Origin of the sequence: Zhongshania aquimaris (assembly GCF_019312595.1) — a bacterium.
GTDB classification, from domain to species: Bacteria; Pseudomonadota; Gammaproteobacteria; order Pseudomonadales; family Spongiibacteraceae; genus Spongiibacter; species Spongiibacter aquimaris.
Genome location: NZ_JAHWDQ010000001.1, coordinates 1,552,926 through 1,577,458, shown reverse-complemented (window position 1 = coordinate 1,577,458; position 24,533 = coordinate 1,552,926). Strand labels below are relative to the sequence as shown.

Here is a 24,533-nt window from a genome sequence, read left to right as displayed (position 1 = left end):
GGGAGGTTGCAAATGGAGCTGACAAAGGAAGTTGCATATCAGGAAATTGCTGAGTTTTTTACCGAGAAGCCATTTGTCCTATTTGGTACAGGAACTTCATGCGCACTTGATCTCAATTTTGGGATGCCTGCTCTTGAGCGTCACCTTCGAGCCGGGCTTACCCGCGGTATGACGGAGACGCAGGAACAACAGTGGCAGCAAGTTGTCTCTGCGCTCGATACCAGTACTCATGATTTTGAATCCGCAATGGACTTCATCAAGGATAATACTCTAACTAATCGAATAGTCGAACTTACTGCCAGTTTTGTTGCGCACCACGATAACGCTTATGCTCATCCAATCATGTCAGGGTTACGCGATTGGCCCGCTGGCTCTCTACTGAAAAAGCTCGTTGAGGCTCTACCGCAGGCCGATAAACAACTTCACGTCGCAACGCCAAATTACGATCTATTGGCTGAATACGCCTTTGTTCGACACAAGGTTCCCTATATTACAGGGTTCTATGGCGGCTTCCTTAGACGTTACGATTGGAGTGAAGCGAAAAAGTCGGTTCAGTCGATACAGCGAGGCCTCGGCAAGCCAAGACAGCCATTAAGAGCCGTTGAATGCAAGCATGTTCGACTACATAAACCACATGGCTCGTTGAATACATTTGAATGGGAAACGCAACTTATTGAGTGTAATAGCTGGATACTTAATAAACCTGAGGGTGTTGTGCGGGCCATGATTACTCCCGGTACGGCCAAATACCAACGGTTGCACAAGGACAGAGCGCAATTGGCTGAATATGACAACGCCGTCGGAAACCATACCAGCTTTTTGTTTTTAGGATTTGGCTTTAATGATTCCCAGCTTGTTAATAATGCATTTAGACAAAAGCTAGAACAAGACCAGTGCCGTGCGTTGGTAATTACTCGGGATTCGAATCCAAGAATCGAGGAGTGGCTAAATAAATGTCCAAACATGTGGCTTGTCTGCAAACAGACAGACTCAGATAAAAGCAGAATCTACAACACAAAGTTTGAAAACTGGCTGCATATCGATAACAAGGAATTATGGCGTTTTGGCGCCTTTACCAACGAATTTTTAGGAGGGTAATATGGCGCTTTTCACTTTTAGTGATGACAGCTACACACTTGGAAATATTCGTGAAGTTGATACCAGAAAACTATCCATTCTGGTAAAGACTGATAGGGATCTCCGTAAAGCCAGAGTTGGACAGCTTGTAACCGTGCAACTTAGCGGTGCAACTGAATGTTGGCTCATTGGCATGATTGATAAAGTCATCAAAGCTGTGGTTGCTCAGCCGATAGCGCTGGAAGTGCAAGAAGATGACGCTAACGAAATTGATGTTTTTGAAGATAGTGTAGTCAACACAGTCAAGATCACATTGATGGGTGCAGCCAGATGGGATGCAGTTGATCAAAAGTATAAGTTTTCAAGATCACTAGATCACGTCCCTGAAATCGATTCAACTTGTTACGTACTTAAAGATGCCCACCTAGAAGAATTCATGCGTGTGATTTCTGAATGTGGCGATGGAGAGCACTCACTTGAATTGGGTTCTTATAAGCTCAATGAAAACGCTCGAGCATATGTTGATGGTAATAAATTGTTCCAGCGGCATGCGGCTCTACTTGGCAGCACAGGCTCTGGTAAATCATGGACGGTAGCTTCGATTCTGGAGCGAAGCTCGCAACTCCCATCTTCAAACCTTGTCGTATTCGACTTGCATGGTGAATACAAAGAACTTTCCTATGCGAAGCAACTGAGAATACCGGGGCCGGATGAGGTTGATGTAGAAGATGATTCTCTGCTCTTTTTACCCTATTGGTTGCTTAATTCTGAAGAAATTCAGTCATTATTTGTTGACCGAAGTGAATTCAGTGCACATAACCAAGTTGTGGTTGTGCAGGATGCAATTACTGAGCAGAAGAAAGAATTTCTTCAGGCTAATGGCCGAACAGACTTATTACAGGCTTTTACACTTGATAGCCCAATTCCATACTCTCTCGACAACGTTATTAATAAATTAAGATATCTCAACGAAGAAAAAGTCCCAGGGGCCAGCAGACCCAAAAATGGGCCTTTTAACGGTGAATTTTCAAGGCTTCTGGTTCGCATGGCTAGCCGATTAGACGACCGACGTTATGGTTTCCTCTTCAATAGCCCAGATAAATATAATCAATACGATTCGTTGAGCATGATTGCGGAAAAACTAATGGGCTTTGGCAAGCAAAAGCAAAGTATTAAAGTAATCGATTTCTCAGAGGTTCCTGCCGACATACTGCCAGTAATTATTGGGTTGGTTGCTCGCATTATCTATCAAGTTCAATTCTGGACGAATCCGGAAAGTCGCAGGCCGGTCGCCTTTGTCTGTGATGAAGCGCACCTGTACCTACCAAGAAAAGAAGGTAATCCAGTTGAACGCAGAGCCGTTGAAGCATTTGAAAAAATCGCCAAAGAAGGAAGGAAATATGGCGTTGCGTTGATGGTTGTAAGCCAAAGGCCTTCAGATGTAAGTGCCACCATTCTCAGTCAGTGTAACAACATCATTTCACTGCGATTAACGAATGCGGATGACCAAGCAACTGTGCGTAAATTACTACCAGAAAGCTTGGAAAGCCTCTTAGAGGCATTACCCATAATGGATGTTGGGGAAGCTATGGTTGTAGGTGACTCGGTACTTCTGCCAAGCAGAATTAAAATTGACCCTCCAACGGAAAAACCGTTGAGTGCAACAATAGATTTCTGGTCTCGTTGGCAGGAGGACGTTACCAATGGAGATTTTACATTGGCCGTAGAGAATATGCGTAGACAAAATAGAACAAAGTCTTAACCCAAGTAGCACCTTGGGTATCGGGGTTGAAGAGAGATAGCGAATGACACAATACGCACCGAAATTTCAGGAAGAATACAGTGCAAAACTACCAGCGCTTAGTTTATTGACTAGTCTAGGCTGGTCATTCCTACCGCCTGAACAGGCGTTGATTGCCCGAGACGGGAAGCATGGCGAAGTGGTTTTGCGTAAAACGTTGCGAGCTGAGCTCGCTAAGCGGACGTATAATTTTGCTGGCCGTGAGTCTGCTCTTTCGGATCAGGCAATTGATAATCTGATTGCTGAAGTATGTAGTCCCGCCCTTAATGAAGGCTTACCTGCTGCGAATGAACGCCTCTACAATCATCTGCTGTATGGTATTTCTGTTACTGAGTTTGTTGACGGAAAGAAGGCTAACCCGACAATAGCTCTTATTGATTGGGAAAACCTAGCTAACAATAGCTTCGTTTTTACTGAGGAATTCAGTGTAACTAGGTCAGCTGGCGTGGAAAGTCGCAGACCGGATATTGTCTGCTTTGTAAATGGTATACCCCTCGTTGTAATTGAGGCTAAGCGCCCTGATGGAAATGCGCAGAAAGGCCCTACGATTGACGCAGGCATCTCGCAAAGTCTGCGTAATCAGCGTCATGATGAAATCCCTCTGCTGTTTGTTTACAGCCAATTATTGCTGTCTATAAATGGTAATGAGGGCCGCTATGGGACGTGCAGCACGCCATCTAAGTTTTGGGCCGCGTGGCGTGAAGAAGACATTTCCGATGCTGAAATGTATGCGATTAAGAACAAACGGCTTTCTGACGAGCAGATCGAGAATCTCTTCAGTCATCGCCCTGCTGGTGATTTGAGCTGGTATCAAAACCTTGTTGGTGGTGGTGAGCTGGCGGTTACTGGTCAAGATCAATTGTTGATAAGTTTACTAAGCCCTGCGCGTCTGCTGGAAATGACGCGCTACTTCACCTTGTTTGATAAGAAAGCAGGAAAAATTGCCGCTCGATATCAGCAAGTCTTTGGTATTAAGCGCCTTATAGAGCGTATCAACACCAAGCGGCCTGACGGTGGCCGTGAAGGTGGTGTTATTTGGCATACCACGGGTTCGGGTAAGTCATTCACCATGGTGTTTTTAAGCAAGGCACTTATCCTGCAAGAAACTCTCAAGCAGTGCCGTATTGTCGTAGTCACTGACCGTGTAGACCTAGAAACCCAGTTAAGTAAGACCTTTGCTTCGGGTGGCGAGCTAGCCGGAAGGAAAGATAAAGAGGCAGCCATGGCAACATCTGGTCGGCGCCTGGCCGAGCAGATTGGTAAGGGTACTGAACGAATCATCTTTTCACTTGTTCAGAAGTTTAATACTGCAGCCAAGCTACCTGAGTGTGTGAACATAAGTCCCGACATTATTGTGCTGATTGATGAGGGGCATCGTAGCCAGGGTGGTGAAAACCACATCCGTATGAAGCAGGCGTTACCCAATGCCGCCTTTGTTGCTTTTACTGGCACTCCGCTACTGAAAGACGATAAAACGACCAGTAAGTTTGGCCCGATAGTACATGCTTATACTATGCAGCGCGCTGTCGAAGACAAGACGGTGACACCGCTACTCTATGAAGAGCGTATCCCTGATCTAGACGTAAATGAGCGAGCCATAGATAGCTGGTTTGACCGCATTACCGAGGGTTTGAGTGATGACCAAAAAGCTGACCTAAAACGAAAGTTTGCGAAAAAAGGCCAAGTCTATGGCGCTGATGACCGTATCCGGCTGATTGCCCTTGATATCGCCAATCACTTTGTTAAGAACATTGATGACGGCCTAAAGGGCCAGGTGGCTTGCGATAGTAAAGCTGCTGCTATCAAGTATAAGAAATACCTAGATGAGGCTGGGCTATTTGAGTCAGCGGTGGTCATGAGCCCTCCAGATACGCGAGAAGGCAATATTGCTGTTGATGAAGAGACCGCGCCCGAAGTAACCCAGTGGTGGAAGAATAATGTTGGCTCTCAGGATGAGCAGGCATACACCAAACATTTGGTCGAGCGCTTCGAAAAAGACGATTCGCTGAAAATACTCATAGTGGTGGATAAATTGCTTACCGGCTTTGATGAGCCGAGAAACACAGTGCTCTACATCGACAAGCCTCTAAAAGAGCATAGTCTGATTCAGGCCATTGCACGGGTAAACCGTCTGCACCCGAAGAAAAAATTTGGCCTATTAATAGACTATCGCGGCATTCTCTCGGAGTTGGACACCACTATTCAGAAATATCAGGATCTTGCGTCCCGTACACAGGGGGGCTATGACCTTAATGATATTGCGGGTCTCTATAATCAGATGAGTACCGAGTACAAGCGGCTGCCGCAGCTTTATAAGACACTTTGGGCGATATTTAGTGGTGTTAAGAATAAAAACGATATCGAGCAACTACGACAAGTATTGGTACCCAAAACCGAAGATCGTAATGGTGAACTGGTTGATGTTCACCTAAAGGTGCGTGAAGACTTTTATGAAGCCCTTACTGCGTTTGCCAGCTGCTTGAAGGTAGCGCTGCAATCAGCGACGTTCTTTGAGGACAAGAGCTTTAGCGACGATGATCGTCGTCACTACAAAGAGACCGTTAAGCAGTTCTCCAGTCTGCGGCAATTAGTCCAGCAGGATGCCGGTGAGCGCATCGACTATGATGAATACGCCGAGCAAGTTAAAAAGTTGCTGGACAAACATGTGGTGGGCGTTGAGGTTAAAGAGCCGGATGGTGTTTATGAAGTCGGCAAAATGGGCCAAAAGCAGCCTGACGACTGGAGTGAAGATAAGACTCGTAACGAGACCGATATCATTAAAACCCGCGTTACGCGGATGATTGAGCAAGAGCTGCGCGATGACCCCTACGCGCAGGAAGCATTTTCTAAGTTATTGCGTGAGGCGATCGCAGATGCGGAGAAGCTTTTCGAACATCCACTCAAGCAGTACATGCTCTTTCGAGAGTTTGAAGAACAGGTTGAAGCGCGTAGTTTAGATGATATTCCCGATTCTTTTGCGGGTAATCGTCATGCCCAGGCTTATTTTGGAGTCTTTAAAAAAATACTTCCGGAAGCCTTTGCGGCATTCGATCCCCAGGTGCAGGACAAGTGGGTCAAGTTGGCACTCGATGTCGACCAAACAGTTGAGATGTCAGTGGCGGAAAATTCCATCAATCCTCAAAATATCGAAGCCGACATACGGAAGCAGCTGTTGCCTAGAATGTTCCAAGAGTGCAAAGCAATCGGCGGTGGCATGGATCAAGCCAAAAAGATTGTTGAGATGATCGTGCAAATCACTCGTATTGGCTTAAGTGGAGTTTGACGCTTGATGAGTGTCCCCATTTATACAAAGGCTAAGCGAATGAGCTTTAGCTACGGAGATGAGCAGATCAGCTTTGAGCGCGTGTTGCGTCACCAAGGTAGCAGTAAAGCGCTGATAAAGGTCTACCCTGATTGCCGAGTAGTCGTTTCGGCACATGAGGATGCCTGTAATGATGACGTGCTTACCGCTGTTAAAAAACGTGGCCGTTGGATCTACGAGCAATTAAGGGATTTCCGCAAACAGCTGGAACACATCACACCGCGCCAATACATTAGTGGCGAAAGCCATTATTACTTGGGTAAGCAATATCAGCTTAAAGTGATTGAAGATTTGAGCCAAGCTCCTGGCGTTAAATTACTGCGCGGGAAGCTAGAAGTGACGATAAAGCAGAAAAGCCCGGAAGCAGTACAGAAAGTTTTGGTTGATTGGTACAGAGTTCGCGCGAAAGAAGTATTCGCTAAACGCCTTGATGCCATGCTTGAGCAGGCGCTATGGGTAAACGAACGCCCGCCAATGCGAATATTTAGCATGAAAACACAATGGGGGAGCTGCTCGCCAAATGGCCGGTTAACGCTAAATCCACATCTAGTCAAAGCGTCGCGTGAGTGTATCGACTATGTGATATTGCATGAGCTCTGCCATATCGCGGAGCATAACCATAGTGAACGGTTTTATAGGATGTTGGCTGGCGTCCTGCCAAATTATATGAAAGTGAAAGATATTTTGGACGCAAAGGTATCCGAGTTCGTTTCTTAGGCTCTTGGGATTACATGTTAATAAAATTAAGTAAAATGTAAGGTGTGATAATGGAATATCGAAGAAGTAATGAATTGGTTTCAATTTTTGAAAAGAGCCTTGAAAATAGCTCCGAGGGAATATTGTCGGACTCAATTGAAGCCTTAAAAGACTTAATAGGCGATATTTTGCCGAATCATATTGAATGGAAGTCTAATTCTTTTGAGAAGTTGCTTAATAGTTTGGGTGATTGTGAACACGCACTTAGGCGTAAAATACTGATTATACTTTTGCGCTCTCTTTCAGTGGACGGACTTCTCCCTACTACGCGAATCGAATCTAGGATAGAGGTCTTGTTCGTAAGTGCAGTTGATAAGTATCTTCCTGATCTGTGTAAGAAGTTTAAAATTGACTCCAAGAAACAGACTTACGAAAATTATCCTTTAGTTAAATCTTTGCATGGTGACGTGGTTTCTGAATTTAAATTTTGGGCTGCAATACCGGATACGCTTGAAGGCGTTATTTCCAATCGAGAGGAAATTTTAAAATCTCTTAATAATAGAACAAGTAAAACGTATCTTGATTTTTATGGTATTTCAAATATTACTACAGCCATGAATAAAATTTTTCACTATATTGATATTATAGTTGATGAAACTAGTGATGAATTTGTAGACCCAATTAATGATTTACGTAAGTTTCTTGATTCGCAAGAGGCATATGTAGATGAAAATTATAATTTTCTTACTAATGGCGTGTACCGACCAGTAATTCTTCTTATAAGGCGAGCGCTAGAGAGAGCGGAATCCGGAGCGGGTGAGAAGTTTTCTTGCAGTATTGAGCCGTTGCGAGCGGGGAAATATTGCGCTGCAAAGCGCTACCCATTGCATGATGTTGATCGGGAGATTGATGTGCGGGTGCCGATGATAAATCGTGGCCCCGGTATTGCTTATGATGTGCGTATAGAAATATCAATAGATGAGGATATGCCTATCTATTTGTCAACCACTCATGCGCTCGGGAAAGTGCGGCCCGGAAGTTTTGAGGTTGTAATACCAATTTTGGTGCTATCTCCTGTAGACAACTTTACTTTTCATTTTGTTGTTAGCTGGAGGAGGCAGGGAAGCTCTGATTTTGATGATGAGGTGTTTGAATGTACGTTGCAAGCGCAGAAGAGCGATGTTGATTGGGATGATTTGGGATATAAGGAGCCATATAGTACTGAGGTCGCGGAGGGCGAAGAGTTTGTAGGGCGAAAGCGAAAGCTTGGTGAAATTGTTAAGCTTTTTTTGAAGCAGCGGATGCAGTCTTGTTATATTTCCGGACAGAAGCGTATCGGGAAGACTTCGTTGGCGCTTGCGGTTGTAGACAGTCTTCAGCTGCAGGGGGGGGATAAGTTTAAGTGCCATTATATCGAGTGGGGTGAAGTGGCGGCGCCGGGATCGGAAGAGTCAGTAAATTTACTTGGGCGAAATATAGGGAATTTTCTGAAGGAGAGTTTGCCGGGTGACCTTGCGCGTGATGAAATCGTATTTAATGGAAGTTTATCTCCCTTAAATGAATTGGCAACGAAATTATTAAAATATAGTCCAGATGAAAAGTATCTTGTGGTTTTAGATGAGTTTGATGAAATTCATTCTGAAATGTATAGGTATGGGCCTCTTGCGGAGTCGTTTTTTGCTAATATTCGAACTCTTAGCTCTAAGAGGAATTTGGCATTTATTCTTGTTGGTGGCGAAAACATGCCATTCATTATTAATGCGCAAGGCGACCAGCTTAATAAATTTGTCTATGAGTCAATCGATTATTTTTCTAAAGAGACCGAGCAAGAGGATTACAGGGATCTTGTTGTTTCGCCCGCTAGTGATATTTTATCTTGGTCGGATGCTGCCATTAATGAGCTGTTCTTTTTTACAAATGGGCATCCGTATTATACGAAATTAGTTTGTTCCGAAATATTTTCGGAGGCTGTGAGTGAAAGGGATTCAGAGATTTCGGAAAGGGAGGTTTTGTTGTCTATAGATCGACTTGTCGATCGATTGGATACTAATTCATTTGCGCATCATTGGAAGGATGGAATACAGAAAGCTGAGATTGACGCTGAAGCAGTTGTAATTAAGCGGTGCAGGACGTTGGTTGCAATTGCACGGTGTCTGAGGGAGCGCCAGGCGTTAAGTTTGGAAAATATACAAAATTCAAATAACTCATCGTTAATTGGTGGGCATGAAATAAAGGCTTATTTGGATGAGTTTGTTCGTCGAAATATTCTGTTTGAGGCTGCAGGGATCTATGGGTTTGTTGTTCCATTTTTTGAGAAATGGATATGTAATGTTGGGGTGGTGAAACTGATGGTTGACGCTTTAGGTGATGCGGTGGAGTCCGAGGCCGCAAAGCGTGAACAAGGACTCTTGGTAAGTTCTTCAGAAATTGATTCGGTAGTTGCACGGTGGCGGCCTTATCGAGGTATGTCTATTACTTCGGAAAATGTGAAGATGTGGCTGCGGCAACTGGATGATATTGAAGAGCAGCGCTTATTGTTTAAACTGATTAAGAATATTAGGTTTTTGACGGAAATAGAAATAAGGCAGAAACTGAAAGATATACACGAGAGGTTTAAAAGTTACTTTAAACCGTATGTGCAGAAGGCTCGTAATGAAAAGCGAAGTGATATTGTAGTTGTATATGTGGATGGCGAGGCAAAGAGTGGGTAGTACTTTGCTTCGAAATACGCTGAGGAGAATTTAATTCCTTCAAAAAACGTGGTCTCTTCAGAGCGATTTTTAGATGGGGTTACTAGAATTGAATCTCAAAGTAATGTGACTATCAATGGAATTGTTTTGATAGATGATATTTCTGCGACAGGGAGGTCGTTGTCAAATAACATTGATTTATTTCTGTCGAACAATCGTGCAATGATTGAGACGCGCTCAGCCACAGTTTTAGTTTCTGTTCTTATTTCTACCCCTGCCGCTGAGCAAGTTGTCGAGAGTGTCTTGGGGAAGTATTCCGAATTGGATGTTCATTTTAAAACTAGCGAAATGTTGGCGCCAAAGCATTTTGCTTTTTCAGAAGAATCTTGTGCTTGGGGTGATGAGATTGAACGACAGAAAGCAAAGGCTCTTTGTTCTCGGCTTGGGGCACAAGTCGCCTCAAAAAGTCCGCTAGGGTATGGAGGGGTTGGTTTGCTGTTAGTTTTTCCAGACAGGTGTCCAAATAACACGCTGCCTATATTTCATTCTGACTCAGATGGAGATTTTCAGTGGAGAGCTCTATTCCCGCGGGCCAAGAATTGAACCGGAGCACAAGAGAACGTTGAATAATGCATTTTTTCGCTTTGTTCACTGAAACCAGTTATTCCGATATGTTGGAATCGAAAAAGCCGAGGTTAACCTCGGCTTTTTCGATTCAGTCACCAAAGATGTAGTCCATCCTCTAAGTTTCTGCCAGTCCAGTGTCTAAGTGTCTAGTCCATCCTCTAAGTGTTTCTGATGGCGCAGCCCCTACCAAGTCAACGCCCCACCAGTCTGATACTCAATCACACGCGTCTCAAAGAAGTTTTTCTCTTTGCGCAAGTCCATGATTTCGCTCATCCATGGGAATGGGTTTTGCGCGCCGGGGAATTGTTCTTTTAAGCCGAGTTGGCTTAGGCGGCGGTTGGCGATGAATTGGAGGTATTCTTCCATCATGGCGGAGTTCATGCCGAGTACGCCGCGCGGCATTGAGTCGCGGGCGTATTCGATTTCTAGCTGCATGCCTTCGACGATCATTTGGGTGACTTCGCCTTGGAATTTTTCGCTCCAGAGGTGTGGGTTTTCCAGTTTGATCTGGTTGATCATGTCGATGCCGAAGTTCAGGTGCATAGACTCGTCGCGGAGTATGTACTGGAACTGTTCGGCGATGCCGGTCATTTTGTTGCGTCGGCCCATAGACAGTATTTGGGTGAAGCCACAGTAGAAGAAGATGCCTTCGGTTACCGCGTAGAAGCCAATCAGGTTGCGTAGCAGTTCCTGGTCGGTTTCTGGGGTGCCGGTGTGGAAGTTCGGGTCGCCCAGTGCCTGGGTGTGCTGCAGGCTCCACGCGGCTTTTTTGGCGATGGAGGGCAGTTCGCGGTACATATTGAAGACTTCGGCTTCGTCCATGCCCAGTGACTCTACGCAGTATTGGTAGGCGTGGGTGTGGATGGCTTCTTCAAAGGCTTGGCGCAATAGGTATTGGCGGCACTCTGGGTTGGTGATGTGACGATACACCGCTAATACGAGGTTGTTGGCAACCAGCGAGTCGGCGGTTGAGAAGTAGCCCAGTGAGCGCATGATGATGCGGCGCTCGTCGTCGGTCAGGCCTTCTGGATTTTTCCACATGGCGATGTCGGCGGTCATGTTCACTTCTTGCGGCATCCAGTGGTTGGCGCAGCCGTCGAGGTATTTCTGCCATGCCCAGTCGTATTTAAATGGTACGAGTTGGTTTAGGTCGAGGTGGCAGTTGATGATGCGCTTGTCTTCTACGCGCAGACGCGCGGCGCCCATTTCCAGTTCTTCTAAACCCGCGGCAACGTCCAGGTGTTCGATAGCGGCATTGGCTTTTTCGAGCACAGATTGATCGGCAATGCTGACGCCGTCTTCTTCGTTCATGGTGTTGAGTGCTGCGCTAACCACAGGCTCGGCAGTTTTTGGTGCTTGGCTTTTGGGCGCTGGTGCTTTTGCGGGTGCTTCGTCTTTGTCGAATTCGTCCCAACTTAACATTTTATAACCTCAATTCTTTATGTGTGTTGCTCTGTATTTTTCGTCAGACGCCAGACATCCGGCGTCCGACCAAGGGGCCAGCGGCCCCTGCGCACTTATTGACAGGCTTCGCAGTCTGGATCGTCCAGCGAGCAGGCCAGTGGAACCGGCGCAGCTTGCGGTGCAGCGGCAGACGCGGTGGCGGCTGCTTTAGGTGCTGACTGCGACGATACCTTGTTCATTGAGCCTTGAGATACCGTTGATTTCTCGGTGGAGCTAGCGGCCAATGCGCGGAGGTAGTAAGTGGTTTTTAGACCGCGGTACCATGCCATACGGTAGGTGATGTCGAGCTTTTTACCCGATGCACCAGCTATGTATAGGTTTAGCGATTGGGCTTGGTCCAACCATTTTTGACGGCGGCTTGCGGCGTCTACCAACCAGCGCGGCTCAACTTCAAACGCGGTGGCGTACAGCGCTTTAAGGTCGTCTGGAATACGGTCGATTTTGCTCACCGAGCCTTCGTAGTATTTGAGATCGTTAACCATCACCGCGTCCCACAGGCCGCGCTCTTTTAGGTCTTTTACCAAGTAAGGGTTCACCACGGTGAACTCGCCAGACAGGTTAGATTTCACATACAGGTTTTGGTAAGTCGGTTCGATAGATTGCGACACACCGGTGATGTTAGCGATAGTGGCCGTAGGCGCAATCGCCATCACGTTGGAGTTACGCATGCCTTGCGCTTTAACAACGGCGCGCAGGCTGTTCCAGTCTAGCGTTTCGCTGCGATCCACTTCGATGTAGTCTGCACCGCGCTCTTCAACCAAGATGCCAACTGAGTCGATAGGCAGAATGCCACGGCTCCACAGTGAGCCTTCGTAGCTTTGGTAAGCGCCGCGCTCTACGGCCAAATCACTTGAGGATTTAATGGCGTAGTAGCTGATGGCTTCCATTGAGCGGTCGGCAAATTCCACTGCCTCGTCAGAGGAGTAGGGGATGTGCTGCTTGTATAGCGCGTCTTGGAAACCCATCAAACCCAGGCCAACAGGGCGGTGTTTGAAGTTTGAGTTTTTCGCTTGTGGCACGCTGTAGTAGTTAATGTCGATGACGTTGTCGAGCATGCGCACTGCGGTTTTAACGGTCTTCTCTAGTTTCACCAAGTCTAGGCCATTGTCGCCAATGTGCTGAGCCAGGTTAACCGAGCCGAGGTTACAAACAGCGATTTCATCTTTGCTGGTGTTCAGGGTGATTTCTGTACACAGGTTGGATGAGTGCACTACGCCAACGTGTTGCTGTGGGCTGCGCAGGTTGCATGGGTCTTTAAAGGTGATCCATGGGTGGCCAGTTTCGAACAGCATAGACAGAATTTTGCGCCACAGGTCAGCCGCTTTTATGCGCTTGAACAGTTTGAGTTCGCCAGTGCGAGTCATCGCCTCGTATTCTTCAAAGCGGGTTTCAAAGGCTTTGCCGTACAGGTCGTGCAGGTCGGGTACATTGTTTGGTGAGAACAGGGTCCACTCGCCGTCTTGGAAAACCCGCTTCATGAACAGGTCAGGAATCCAGTTGGCGGTGTTCATGTCGTGGGTACGACGACGGTCATCACCGGTGTTTTTGCGCAGCTCAAGAAACTCTTCAACGTCGATGTGCCAGCTTTCTAAATAAGCACACACCGCGCCTTTGCGCTTGCCGCCTTGGTTTACTGCCACGGCGGTGTCGTTAACTACTTTTAAGAAGGGGACAACACCTTGTGATTTGCCGTTGGTGCCTTTGATGTAAGCGCCCAGGCCGCGAACCGGTGTCCAGTCATTACCCAAGCCGCCAGCAAATTTAGACAGCATGGCGTTGTCTTGAATGGCGCCGTAAATACCGTGCAGATCGTCTGGCACAGTGGTTAGGTAGCAAGAAGATAGCTGAGGACGCAGCGTACCGGCGTTGAATAGCGTCGGCGTAGAGCTCATATAGTCGAATGAGCTAAGCAGGTCGTAGAACTCAATGGCACGGGCATTGCGATCTTCTTCGTTCATTGCCAAACCCATGGCAACACGCATAAAGAAGATTTGCGGCAATTCAATGCGCACTTCGTTGCTGTGAATAAAGTAGCGGTCGTACAGGGTTTGCAGGCCCAGATAATGGAACTGCATATCGCGCTCAGGCTTGATGGCGGCGCCCAGTGCGGCAACGTCGTATTCAGTTTCCAGGCGCGGGTCCAGTAGCTCTAGCTCAGCGCCTTTAGCTAAATAAGCGGGCAGGGCTTGTGGGTAGTAAATGGTCATGTCGTGCTGGGTGGCACTTTGCGCAATGTTCAAAAAGCTCAAGGATTCAGCGCGCAATTTATCTAGCAGCAGGCGGGCGGTGACCAAGCTGTAGTTGTGTTCTTTTTCCACCATGGCGCGGGCGGTGATGACCAGAGAGGTATTGACCTCATCTTCTGGTACGCCGTTATAAAGGCTTTTCAGCGCTTCTTCTTGGACGGCTGCGGCAGAGACATCTTTAAGACCTTCGCAGGCTTCTTGCACGATGAATTCTAAGCGACCTAGATCTAGTGGCGACTCGCTGCCATCGGCGTGCTTAACGCGGATGCTGGGGTGAATTTTTTCACCAACAGGCGCTAGCTGGCTGCGCTCTTCAGCGCGGGCGGCGCGATATAAAACATAGCCGCGGGCAATTTTGTGTTCGCCGCTGCGCATCAGGGCCAGTTCAACCTGGTCTTGAATCTCTTCAATATGCATGGTGCCGCCGGAGGGCATACGGCGTTTGAAGGTGGCGCTGACTTGGTCAGTTAACTTGGCAACCGTTTCATGGATGCGGGTAGAGGCTGCAGCATTGCCACCTTCTACCGCCAGAAACGCTTTAGTGATTGCCACACTGATTTTGTCGTCGGTGTAGGGCACCACAGAACCATTGCGCTTGATTACCCGTAACTGACCGGGAGCGGTGGCTTTGAGTTCTGCTTCGTTATTGTGTTGCGGGGGAATGCCTGTGGCACTGGTGGTGCTGTCTTGTTGGGTTTGCATGATATCTCCGGGCCCTTGCTGATGTCCTTGAACGTTTTGTGCGGCAGTCGTCCTGCGTTGCCTCTTGATACCCAATTGTGGGTTGAGGACTTTGTATGAGGCTTCTATAACCTTGAAACGAGGTTTCAGTTTGGATCTGTGATCCATTGTTATTTTGTTTGGCTGAAACCCTATATATGGGGCTTGGCTGAAGCTGGGATACAAGATAATGCGGTTTGCTCCAGTTCGCAAGCACTAGATGCTGTGTGTTTTCTGTGGATAAAGTGTCGGTAAGAGGTGTGTAAAGCCTGTGCGAAGTTGCAGAGGCCCACGACACGTGGGTTTCCGCCAGATTGGCGGCGGCCTGTTACAGCTTGCGGTGCGGTAGACGGATTGTGAATAAAAAAGGTTTTTTTATATCTTAAAAAATTACACGCTGCCGTGCCGTAATTCTTCGCGACTGAAGGCGATTAAATGGTCGGCTTCGGTGGTGATTTGCACGGTTTCATTTATGGCGTAATTGCGGTGGCTTGGCAGCAAGGCTTCTACTCGGCTGCCGGTTGGCAGGCTCAGGGTGTAGAGCGTCGCGCTGCCAGAAAACACCTTTTTTTCGATGGTGGCGGTGATGCCGCCAAAATCGCTTAACACAATATCATCGGGGCGCAGCAGCACCTCTACGGGCGTTCCCTCTGGCCAGTGGTAGGCGCGGTTGCCCATTAAGGTGCCGAACTCGGTGGTGACGGTGTTCGCTTCGCTGCCAATAATGCCGGGTAGAAAACAGCCCTCGCCAATAAAGTCGGCGACGGTGCGGTTATTGGGTTCGTGGTAAAGATTAAATGGTGTGTCCCACTGCTGCAGTTGGCCGCCGTGCAGCAGGCCAATTTGGTCGCTAAAGGCAAAGGCCTCTTGCTGGTCGTGGGTCACTAAAATGGCGCTGATTTTGAGTTCTTTGAGAATGTCGCGCACTTCAAGGCTTAAGCGCTTGCGTAACTCGGCGTCGAGGTTTGAAAACGGTTCGTCTAATAAGAGCAGGTCAGGGCTTGGCGCTAGGGCGCGGGCGAGGGCGACGCGCTGCTGCTGTCCGCCGGATAATTCGTGGGGATAGCGGTGGGCTATACCCTCTAATTGCACCAGTTCTAGCAGACGCTTTACGGTGCTATTTTGCTGCGCTTTGCTTTGTTTGCGCAGGCCGAAACGAATATTGTCGTCAACACTGAGGTGTGGGAACAGGGCGTAGTCTTGAAACACCATGCCGATATTGCGCTGCTCGGGGTCGACTAACTTGCCCGGCTCGCTCAGGCAGCGGTCGCGCAGAATTATCTGGCCGTGGGTCAGCGGTTGAAAGCCCGCAATGGCGCGAAGGATGGTGGTTTTGCCGCAGCCGCTGGGACCGAGCAGGCTGCAAATGTCGCCGTCATTAACGTGGAAGCTGACTTTGTCGACGACGATGTCGCTTTCGTATTGGCATTGGATTTCGTGAATTTGCAGCATGGCTTTGGACCCGCTATAGGCCGGATGGGAGATGGGAGATGCAAAAGCGGGCGCGGCTTTGCCGCGCTGATTCGGCGGCGCAGCCGCAATGTTTCAGCGTTTCCGGAGCGCCAGCCGCTCGTCTCCCGTCCAGCGTTAAGCGACCAAGCACTAGGCCTGCGCCTTTAGCAATAAAAACTCCAGCAAGGCCTTTTGCGCATGCAGGCGATTTTCCGCTTCATCCCAAATGACGGTTGTCGGGTCATCCATTAATTCGGCGCTGATTTCCTCACCGCGCTTGGCGGGTAGGCAGTGCATATACAGCGCGTCGGGGTTGGCCAAATTCATCAGGGTGCGATTGATTTGGTAGCCAGACAACTTGCGGCGACGCTCTGCTTTTTCTTCTTCCTGGCCCATCGAGGCCCACACGTCGGTGACGAGCAAGTCTGAATTGCGCGCGGCATCGACTGGGTCGCGAACGATTTCGACGTGGTTGCCAGCGGCGGCGACAAGGTCGGCGCGGGGCTCAAAGCCCTCTGGGCAGGCGACCATTAATTTAAAGTCCAGCATCACGGCGGCGTTGATATACGACTGGCACATATTGTTGCCGTCGCCAATCCAGGCCACTTGCTTGCCTTTCATGCTACCGCGATTTTCGACAAAGGTTTGAATGTCGGCGAGTAGCTGGCAGGGGTGGTAGTCGTCAGTTAATGCATTGATGACGGGCACGCTAGAGTTGGCCGCAAAGCGCTCGATGATGTCGTGTTCAAAAGTGCGAATCATGACGATGTCGCACATTGATGAGATGACTTTGGCGCTGTCTTCTATGGGTTCGCCACGGCCGAGCTGGGTGTCGCGTGGTGACAGGAAGATGGCGTGACCGCCTAAGTGCGCCATGCCCGCTTCAAAGGAAATGCGCGTGCGGGTAGAGGCTTTTTCAAACACCATGCCCAAGACGTAATTAGGAAATTGCACGCTGGTTTTGCGGGCTTTGTGCTCTGCTTTGAGTTCGATGGCGCGCTGAATCAGTTGCTCCAGTTCGGCGGGACTCAAATCCGTGAGGGTCAAAAAATGTCTTAAGGCCATTCGGCTACCTTTACTGCTGAACCGGCATCACGCCGCGCTGCCCTGATCCGCCCACGCTAAAATCAGCGGGCAAAGGATCGAGAGCAATTCATCAATTTCCTGTTGGTTAATAATTAGTGGTGGTAGTAAACGCACCACCCGCTCTGATGTCACGTTGATCAGTAGGCCTTTCGCCAGCGCTTGTGCAACCAGTGGCGCGCAGGGCGTAGTCAATTCTATGCCGATCATAAGGCCTTGGCCCCGCACTTCTTTTACATGCGCTGCCGATTCAAGTTGTTCTTTTAGGCCGGCAATAAGGTAGCGTCCGCTCTCGGCTACCTGCTCAATCATATTATTGCTGGTTAAGGTATTTACTACCGCCAGCCCCGCAGCACACACCAGCGGATTACCGCCAAAGGTTGAGCCGTGGTTGCCGGGCTGAAACAAGGACGCGGCTTTGCCGTGGGCAAGGCAGGCACCAATGGGGACGCCGTTGCCAAGACCTTTAGCCGTCACAACCACATCGGGCATGATGTCACTGTGTTGGTAAGCAAAATACTTGCCGGTACGACCATTGCCGGTTTGCACTTCGTCCAGCATTAATAGCCAGTCGTGCTTGTCACACAGCGCCCGCAATTGCGAAAGGTATTCTGGTGGCAGGGTGTGAATGCCGCCCTCGCCTTGAATCGGTTCAATTAATACCGCTGCAACGCTGTCGTTGTTGTGAGCGATGGTTTCCAGTGCGGCAATGTCGCCAAAGGGTGCGCGTATAAAGCCGCGCACCAGCGGTTCAAAGCCGGCTTGAATTTTGCGATTGCCCGACGCCGTTAGGGTCGCCAAGGTCCGGCCGTGAAAGGCTTGTTCCATCACCACAACGTGGGGAATCTCGATATCGCGATTGTGACCGTGTTTACGCGCGAGCTTAATCGCCGCTTCGTTGGCTTCGGCACCAGAGTTTGAGAAAAATACATTGTCCATGCCACTGACGGCGCACAGTGCTTCTGCCAATTGCTGCTGTTTTTGCACCGAGTATAAATTGGAGGTGTGCAAAAGTTGGCCGGCCTGGGTCTGAATGGCTTCGGTTACGGCGGGGTGGGCATGACCTAAGGAGTTTACGCCAACACCGCTAATGCAATCTAAGTAGCGTTTACCTTCTGTATCGAACAGTCGCACACCCTCGCCCCGGGTAAATGTTACCGGTAAGCGTCCGTAGGTGTTCATTAGTGCGGGCTGTGTCATCAACAGGTCTCCGTGCGCGTATGCATCTAAGATGCAATTAGGCGCAAAAAAAGCAGTGTAAAGGATTAAAAACGCAAAAAGGCAGCCAGAGCTGCCCAGTCAGACCCCCAATAATATAAGGAACTAGGCGGGAATTCTAGGCCTTGAGGTGGGAAAAACACCGAAGCCGACATATTCAGTAGGCGAGCGTTAACTTACGGCTCAGCCCACGGAATTCTGCGCTTGCTTCGGTAGCGTTTTTACCAATTGCTCTGCGCCAAATTAATTTCCCCAAACCGTTTGATACAAAGTGGCGATTTGCTCGGCATTGGGAATACGAGGGTTATTGGCTGGCGAGCCGGAATCCAATGCTTGCTGAACCATGGTGCTGATTGAACCCTGCCACTGTGCATGTGTAATGCCGAAGCTCGCCGGTGTCGGCACCTGTAAGTCGGTGCACAGCTGGCGCAGGCCAATAATAAGTTTCTGATTTGCCTCCTCGTCACTATCTTCGTCGGTGGCGAGTTGCATGGCGCGGGCGCTGTGAGCATAGCGCTCAGGTGCACCGGATATAGACCATGCAGTGATCTCGGGTAATAGCATGGCATTGCTCATGCCGTGGGGAACATGGAACAGCGCGCCGATTGGTCGGCTCATGCCGTGAATTAGGGTGACAGAGGAATTCGAAAACGCAAGACCGCCTTGGGTTGCCGCCAGCATCATCGCCTCGCGAGCGGTGCGATTGTCGGGTTCGCGGCAGGCTGTGCGCAGGTGTTTGGCAATGGCCGCCATGGACGCTAGCGAAATGGTGTCGGTAAAGGGATTGGCGCGGCGACTGACGTAGGCTTCGAGTGCGTGGCAAAGGCTATCTAAACCCGTGTCGGCGGTTAAGCGCAGCGGCATGGTCATGGTCAGTTCGTAATCTACCAGTGCGGCCACCGGCATGAGCCCCAAGCCCATGCAAAGCATTTTCTCATGGGTTTCGGTGTCGGTGATCACGGCGGCGCGGGTGGCCTCCGAGCCGGTGCCGGCGGTGGTGGGGATGGCGATAATGGGTAAGCCGTCGTCCAGACTTTGCGGCACTTTGTAGTGGCGGATTGGCTGGTCGCGATTGGCCATGGCGGCTATCGTTTTGGCGGTATCAATAGTGCTGCCACCGCCGAGTGCCACCACGCAGTCGTGATTTTCTTGGCGTAATACCGCTAAGCCCTGGTAAATCGCGTCGGTGGTGGGGTCTGGTACCACACCGGTGAAGCTGCGGTGGAATATGCCTTCCTTATCCAGTTGCTCTTGCAGGGTATTAAGCCACCCCAGGCTAACAATAAAGGCGTCACTGACGAGCAGCGGCCGCGATAAGCCAAGCTCTTTCAAGGTTGCTGGCAGCATTTGGCTGGCTTCGGCACCGATGCGCAGTATTCTCGGCAGATTGATGTTCGCAGTCATGGTCGGGTTCTCTTTCTTAATTATCACGGCATTTAATATTGAGTGGGCTCGAAACACAAATGAGGTTTTGCTCCCAGGAATTTATTGCCTCAATAAAGTGCATTTCCCATCGAGTCTGCTATACCAATGGAAGAGTCATATTGCGGTGAGCGTCAATGAGTGTGTTGGCATGCAGCGCAGTCGGGACCAACTTAATAAGAAGAAAAAATAAAAATCGGGAGAGTGCAATGAATAAAAATCGTAGATCGATAAGGGCAGTGCTCGGGGTTTCGGCGGCAATGGGGATTGCGGTTGCCGCGCCGTCGAGTGTTGCAGAATCCACCCGGGTGATCGAGGAGGTGCTGGTCACGGCGCGTAAGCAGTCCGAGACCTTGCAAGATGTGCCGTTTTCCATTGCGGCAATGACCGAGAGCAAGCTGCAGCAAAGTGGCGCGAATGATCTTGAGTCAATGGCCGCCAATGTCGCCGGTATTTCAATTCAAAACCTTGGCCCTGGTCAAAGTCAGGTTGCGATTCGGGGTATTTCTGCAGGCCAAATTGTGCGCGATCAGCCGGGTGTGAAAGAGCAGGTTGGCGTGTACATGGATGAATCAGTGATTTCTATGTCGCTGTTCACCCCCGATTTAGATTTTTACGATATTAATCGCGTGGAGGTATTGCGCGGCCCCCAAGGTACCTTATTTGGTTCGGGTTCCTTGTCTGGCACCATTCGTTACATTACTAATCAACCTAGCTTTGAAGAGCAGAGTGGTTCCTTGCAGGTGGGTGGGGAAACGGTAAAAGAAGGTAGTGAGGGCGGAAATATAAAAGGCCATTGGAATATTCCCTTGAGTAGTACGGTGGCTTTGCGTGCGGTGGCTTATTACCAACAATATGCCGGATATATCGACGCCCGTCAGCCAGACGGAAGTGTCGATAAGGATGTTAATGAGGGTAGCCGTGAGGGGCTGCGTTTGGCGATGACTTTCCAGCCTAGTGACGCATTAACAATTACGCCTAAGATCGTTTACCAGTCCATTGAAATGGACGGCTTTAATCGCGAGGATCAGTACAATATTCTCGCTAACCCCTATACCGACCCCGGTAGCCGTACACCGATAACACTTGGCGAATACGAACAGTTCACCCAGCTTCAGGAAAAGTTTGAAGACGACTTTACCCTTTTTGATTTGACGGTAAGTTACGACTTGTCAGAGTCTTTAACGCTCACATCGGTAACTTCTTATACTGATCGTGATGTCTTGGTTTTGCGTGATGCAACCACCTTGAACGCCAGTATTGTGGGCGGTTCATACGGCGAGGCCGAGTCGATTTATACGCTGGACGCGCCGCTGTACGACACCACCGCAGCTGAAGTGACAACCCAGGAATTGCGCTTGAGCTCAAGCGGTGACTCTGCACTTCAATGGGTGGGTGGCCTGTTTTACAGCGACGTTCGGCGCGACTACGCACAGTCACTATTCGTAGCGGGCTTCGAGGCGTCAGGGCCGGTGGCTGGCGATTTGTCTGGGCCAACTGCGGGTGCTAGAGCAAGAACCGATGAGCTGTATTTTTCTGAGGTTCCCTACAAGCTTGAGCAGATCGCTGTGTTTGGTGAACTCTCCCTCGACGTCAATGGCAAGACAACGGTTATTGTCGGTGCGCGCTGGTTTGATTATGAAGAAACCCGTGAGCTTACGTTTGACGGCATTTACGCTGCGTCAGTTATCGCAAAAAAAGGCAAGGTCTCATCTGATGGTGTCTCGCCGCGGGTAATGGTGCGCTATGACCTTAACGATGAGGTTATGCTGAATGCGCAAGTGTCACAGGGCTTTCGCCTAGGGGGAATTAATGACCCCCTCAATGTTCCGCTTTGCAGCCCCACTGATTTAACCACCTTTGGCGGCAATGACACCTGGGAGGATGAAAAGCTAACCAACTACGAGGTCGGTGCCAAAACAACGCTGCTTGGCGGCGCGGCAACCTTGAATATGTCGGCGTTTTACAGCGATATTAAAGACCTGCAGGCGACGGTGGTTGCTGGCTCGTGCTCGTCTCGCTTGGTATATAACGTTCCCAAGGCGCATAGCCAAGGGTTTGAGCTAGAGTTGTTTAGCCGCCCCTTAGACAATCTGGAATTTGGTCTCTCTGGCAGTTATGTGCAGGCCGAGCTTGATTCAGAGGTGACTTCAACCACTGGTGGCGTGACGAGTATTGTGGGTGGAATTAGAGATGGCAACGAGTTGCCGACAGCGCCGGGTTTTCAGATGGCGATAACGGCGACCTATTACTTCCCTATTGCTGATGTGTGGGAAGGTTACTTGACGGCGACTTATCAAAATATTGGCGCGCGTTACACACAAATCGCTGATCAAGAAAATGGTGGCCAAGGTAGCGTTACGCTTTTCCCCGGAGTGGGTGGGCCTCTGTCGCAAGCAACTTATGAGTACGATCGCGAGCTGCCGGCTTATCAGATTGTAAACCTGCGCTTAGGCGCAAAAACGGAGCAGTGGGATACCGCCTTGTTTATTAATAATGCGGCGGATGAAAAAGCGATATTATCGCTAGATACTGAGCGCGATGGTCGCGGGCGAGTTGCCTATCACGTTAATCAGCCGCGCACGATTGGTGTTAGCGCTCGCTATAATTTCTAGCGAAGCCCCCTCGATATTTAACGGCCCTGTTGGGCCGTTTTTATTTGGTGCTGAATTGGTATGCGCGCAGATATCCGCGATAATAGTATTTTTCTAATCCGATGGCATTTCCATGGCGGCGCAACCTTCCAAACTCGACCCCGTTAAACTCGGTCTTTTCGTTAGCCGCTTGGAATCCGTGTGCGAAGAAATGGGGGCGGTGCTGCAGCGCGCCGCATTCTCGCCGAATATAAAAGACCGCTTGGATTTCTCCTGCGCAATTTTTGATGCCCGTGGCGATTTATGTGCGCAAGCGGCGCATATTCCGGTTCATCTTGGCAGCATGGCTTACGCGATGGCCGATATTGTGAGCGCCTGCGAATGGCATGCTGGCGATATGGTCGTGGTTAATGACCCCTTTCTTGGCGGTACCCACTTGCCGGATGTGACGGTGATTGCGCCCTTTTTCGACGAGCGCGGTGAGTTGCTGGCGTTTATTGTTAACCGCGCTCATCACGCTGATATCGGTGCATCTACGCCGGGGTCGATGCCGCTGTCGCAACACCTCGATGAAGAGGGTGTGGTGATTCCGCCGACCCGCTTGGTGCGCAATGGAGAGTTGGATCGCGACTTATTAAATAGCTGGTTTGGCGAAGGCCAGCACGGTGACTTCATCGCCCAAATTAGTGCCAACCGCAGCGGTTTGGTGCGCTTGGCCGAGGTCATTGCCGCGCTGCCTCTGCCATTTCCGAATGCGGTATCGCAGTTGCAAGATTACGCCGAAGGCATAGCGCGGCGACGCTTGGCAGAGCTGCCGGCTGGCGCTTATCACTTTACCGATTACATGGATGGTGATGGGTTTGGGCATTCGCGCTTGGCGATTGCGGTCAGTATTCGCTTGGGTGGTGACGATGTTGTCGTGGATTTTAGCGGTAGCGCAGCGCAAGTGGCGGGCAATATTAATTGCCCTTTGTCGGTGGCAGCGGCGGCAGTCTATTACGTCTTTCGCTGTTTGATGCCCAATGAAGTACCCGTGTGCATGGGGCTGTTTCGGCCGATTCAATTATCGGCACCCGTCGGCAGTTTACTCAATGCACAGCGGCCCGCGGCGGTGGCCGCCGGCAATGTGGAAACCTCAATGCGTATTACCGATGCGGTATTGGGTGCGCTAGCACAGGCGGTTCCAGAACTGATTCCAGCAGCGAGCCAGGGCAGCATGAATAATGTGGCGATGGGCGGGTTGCGCAATGCTCGCGGCGAAGCGGCGACTTGGAATTACTACGAAACCATTGCCGGCGGCATGGGTGCACACGCCGATGGGCAGGGTTTAAGTGCCGTCCAAAGTCATATGACAAATACCCTTAATACTCCTGTTGAAAGCCTTGAGATGCACTACCCCTTGCGAATAAAGCGCTATGCGCTGCGCAAGCAATCCGGCGGCTCCGGGCAATTTGTCGGTGGTGAAGGTGTGATTCGCGAGTTTGAATTTCTCGCCCCAGCGCAATTTACCTTGCTCACCGAGCGTCGGTCTATCGCGCCCTGGGGGCTGGCGGGCGGCGGTGATGCCCAGCCCGGACGTAATATGTTTAATGGCCAGGCCCTGCCGGCTAAGGTAAGTATGCATGCCAATATAGGTGACGTACTGACGATAGAAACGCCGGGCGGGGGTGGCTGGGGAGGGCTTTAAGCGTCGGAGTTCTGAAGTCGGACGGCAGAGCGCAAAATGCTGGACGGGAGATGGGAGAAGCTGAATGTGTCGGAGGTCTGAAGTCAGAAGTCGGACGATAAAGTCAAAAGAAGTCTGAAGCTTAAAGTACGTCATCCCCGACCCCGATCGGGGATCCAGATGCGCAAGCGTCGGCGGGTTGAGGGCGAACGACAGGCCGGGCGCAAAATGCTGGACGGGAGATGGGAGAAGCTGAAAAGTGTCGGAGGTCTGAAGTCAGAAGTCGGACGATAAAGTCAAAAGAAGTTTGAAGCTTTAAGTACGTCATCCCAGACCCCGATCGGGGATCCAGATGCGCAAGCGTCGGCGGGTTGAGGGCGAACGACAGGCCGGGCGCAAAATGCTGGACGGGAGATGGGAGAAACTGAAAAGTGTCGCAGGCCTGAAGTCAGACG

General features: G+C 49.8%; 12 protein-coding genes and 1 pseudogene. 7 read left to right on the top strand and 6 right to left on the bottom strand.

From position 1 onward, the window contains the following. The first annotated feature begins 12 nt into the window (after window positions 1–12). From KXJ70_RS07150 to KXJ70_RS07130, 5 genes and pseudogenes are all read left to right on the top strand, one after another. Entirely contained in the window at window positions 13–1,098 is a 1,086-nt protein-coding gene (locus tag KXJ70_RS07150; RefSeq protein WP_219042732.1) for an SIR2 family protein, read from the top strand. A gap of 1 nt (window position 1,099) precedes the next feature. After that, a complete protein-coding gene (locus KXJ70_RS07145) occupies window positions 1,100–2,839 on the top strand; it encodes an ATP-binding protein (protein ID WP_219042731.1) in 1,740 nt (579 codons plus the stop codon). A 43-nt stretch (window positions 2,840–2,882) separates the two neighbouring features. Continuing rightward, window positions 2,883–6,161 (top strand): type I restriction endonuclease subunit R, encoded by a 3,279-nt coding sequence (locus tag KXJ70_RS07140; protein ID WP_219042730.1) that lies wholly within the window; start codon window positions 2,883–2,885, stop codon window positions 6,159–6,161. 39 nt (window positions 6,162–6,200) lie between these two features. After that, a complete protein-coding gene (locus KXJ70_RS07135) occupies window positions 6,201–6,917 on the top strand; it encodes a M48 family metallopeptidase (RefSeq protein WP_219042729.1) in 717 nt (238 codons plus the stop codon). A 50-nt stretch (window positions 6,918–6,967) separates the two neighbouring features. Beyond that, a pseudogene (locus KXJ70_RS07130) lies at window positions 6,968–10,189 on the top strand (phosphoribosyltransferase-like protein). Window positions 10,190–10,396: 207 nt separating this feature from the next. On the opposite strand, the gene KXJ70_RS07120 reads toward KXJ70_RS07130, so the two are convergent. The 6 genes from KXJ70_RS07120 to KXJ70_RS07095 form a co-directional block, all read right to left on the bottom strand. Continuing rightward, window positions 10,397–11,635: a ribonucleotide-diphosphate reductase subunit beta gene (locus KXJ70_RS07120; RefSeq protein ID WP_219042726.1), complete on the bottom strand. Its 1,239-nt coding sequence runs from the start codon at window positions 11,633–11,635 to the stop codon at window positions 10,397–10,399. Window positions 11,636–11,730: 95 nt separating this feature from the next. Then, the gene (locus tag KXJ70_RS07115) at window positions 11,731–14,625 is read right to left on the bottom strand and encodes a ribonucleoside-diphosphate reductase subunit alpha (protein ID WP_219042725.1); all 2,895 of its coding nucleotides are present in this window, start codon (window positions 14,623–14,625) and stop codon (window positions 11,731–11,733) included. 408 nt (window positions 14,626–15,033) lie between these two features. Beyond that, complete coding sequence (locus tag KXJ70_RS07110; protein WP_219042724.1) at window positions 15,034–16,095, bottom strand: ABC transporter ATP-binding protein; 1,062 nt, start codon at window positions 16,093–16,095, stop codon at window positions 15,034–15,036. A gap of 150 nt (window positions 16,096–16,245) precedes the next feature. After that, window positions 16,246–17,160 carry an ornithine carbamoyltransferase gene (argF, locus tag KXJ70_RS07105; RefSeq protein ID WP_219042723.1) on the bottom strand — a complete coding sequence of 305 codons (915 nt, stop codon included), beginning with the start codon at window positions 17,158–17,160 and terminating at the stop codon, window positions 16,246–16,248. 27 nt (window positions 17,161–17,187) lie between these two features. After that, the gene (locus tag KXJ70_RS07100) at window positions 17,188–18,378 is read right to left on the bottom strand and encodes an acetylornithine transaminase (RefSeq protein ID WP_219042722.1); all 1,191 of its coding nucleotides are present in this window, start codon (window positions 18,376–18,378) and stop codon (window positions 17,188–17,190) included. A gap of 261 nt (window positions 18,379–18,639) precedes the next feature. Beyond that, the gene (locus tag KXJ70_RS07095) at window positions 18,640–19,800 is read right to left on the bottom strand and encodes an iron-containing alcohol dehydrogenase (protein ID WP_219042721.1); all 1,161 of its coding nucleotides are present in this window, start codon (window positions 19,798–19,800) and stop codon (window positions 18,640–18,642) included. Between the two features lie 227 nt (window positions 19,801–20,027). Between KXJ70_RS07095 and KXJ70_RS07090 the strand changes: the two genes are divergently transcribed. Together KXJ70_RS07090 and KXJ70_RS07085 are read left to right on the top strand one after the other, a co-directional pair. Next, the gene (locus KXJ70_RS07090) at window positions 20,028–22,433 is read left to right on the top strand and encodes a TonB-dependent receptor (protein ID WP_255558213.1); all 2,406 of its coding nucleotides are present in this window, start codon (window positions 20,028–20,030) and stop codon (window positions 22,431–22,433) included. Window positions 22,434–22,545: 112 nt separating this feature from the next. Next, entirely contained in the window at window positions 22,546–24,099 is a 1,554-nt protein-coding gene (locus KXJ70_RS07085; protein ID WP_219042720.1) for a hydantoinase B/oxoprolinase family protein, read from the top strand. Window positions 24,100–24,533 lie beyond the last annotated feature (434 nt).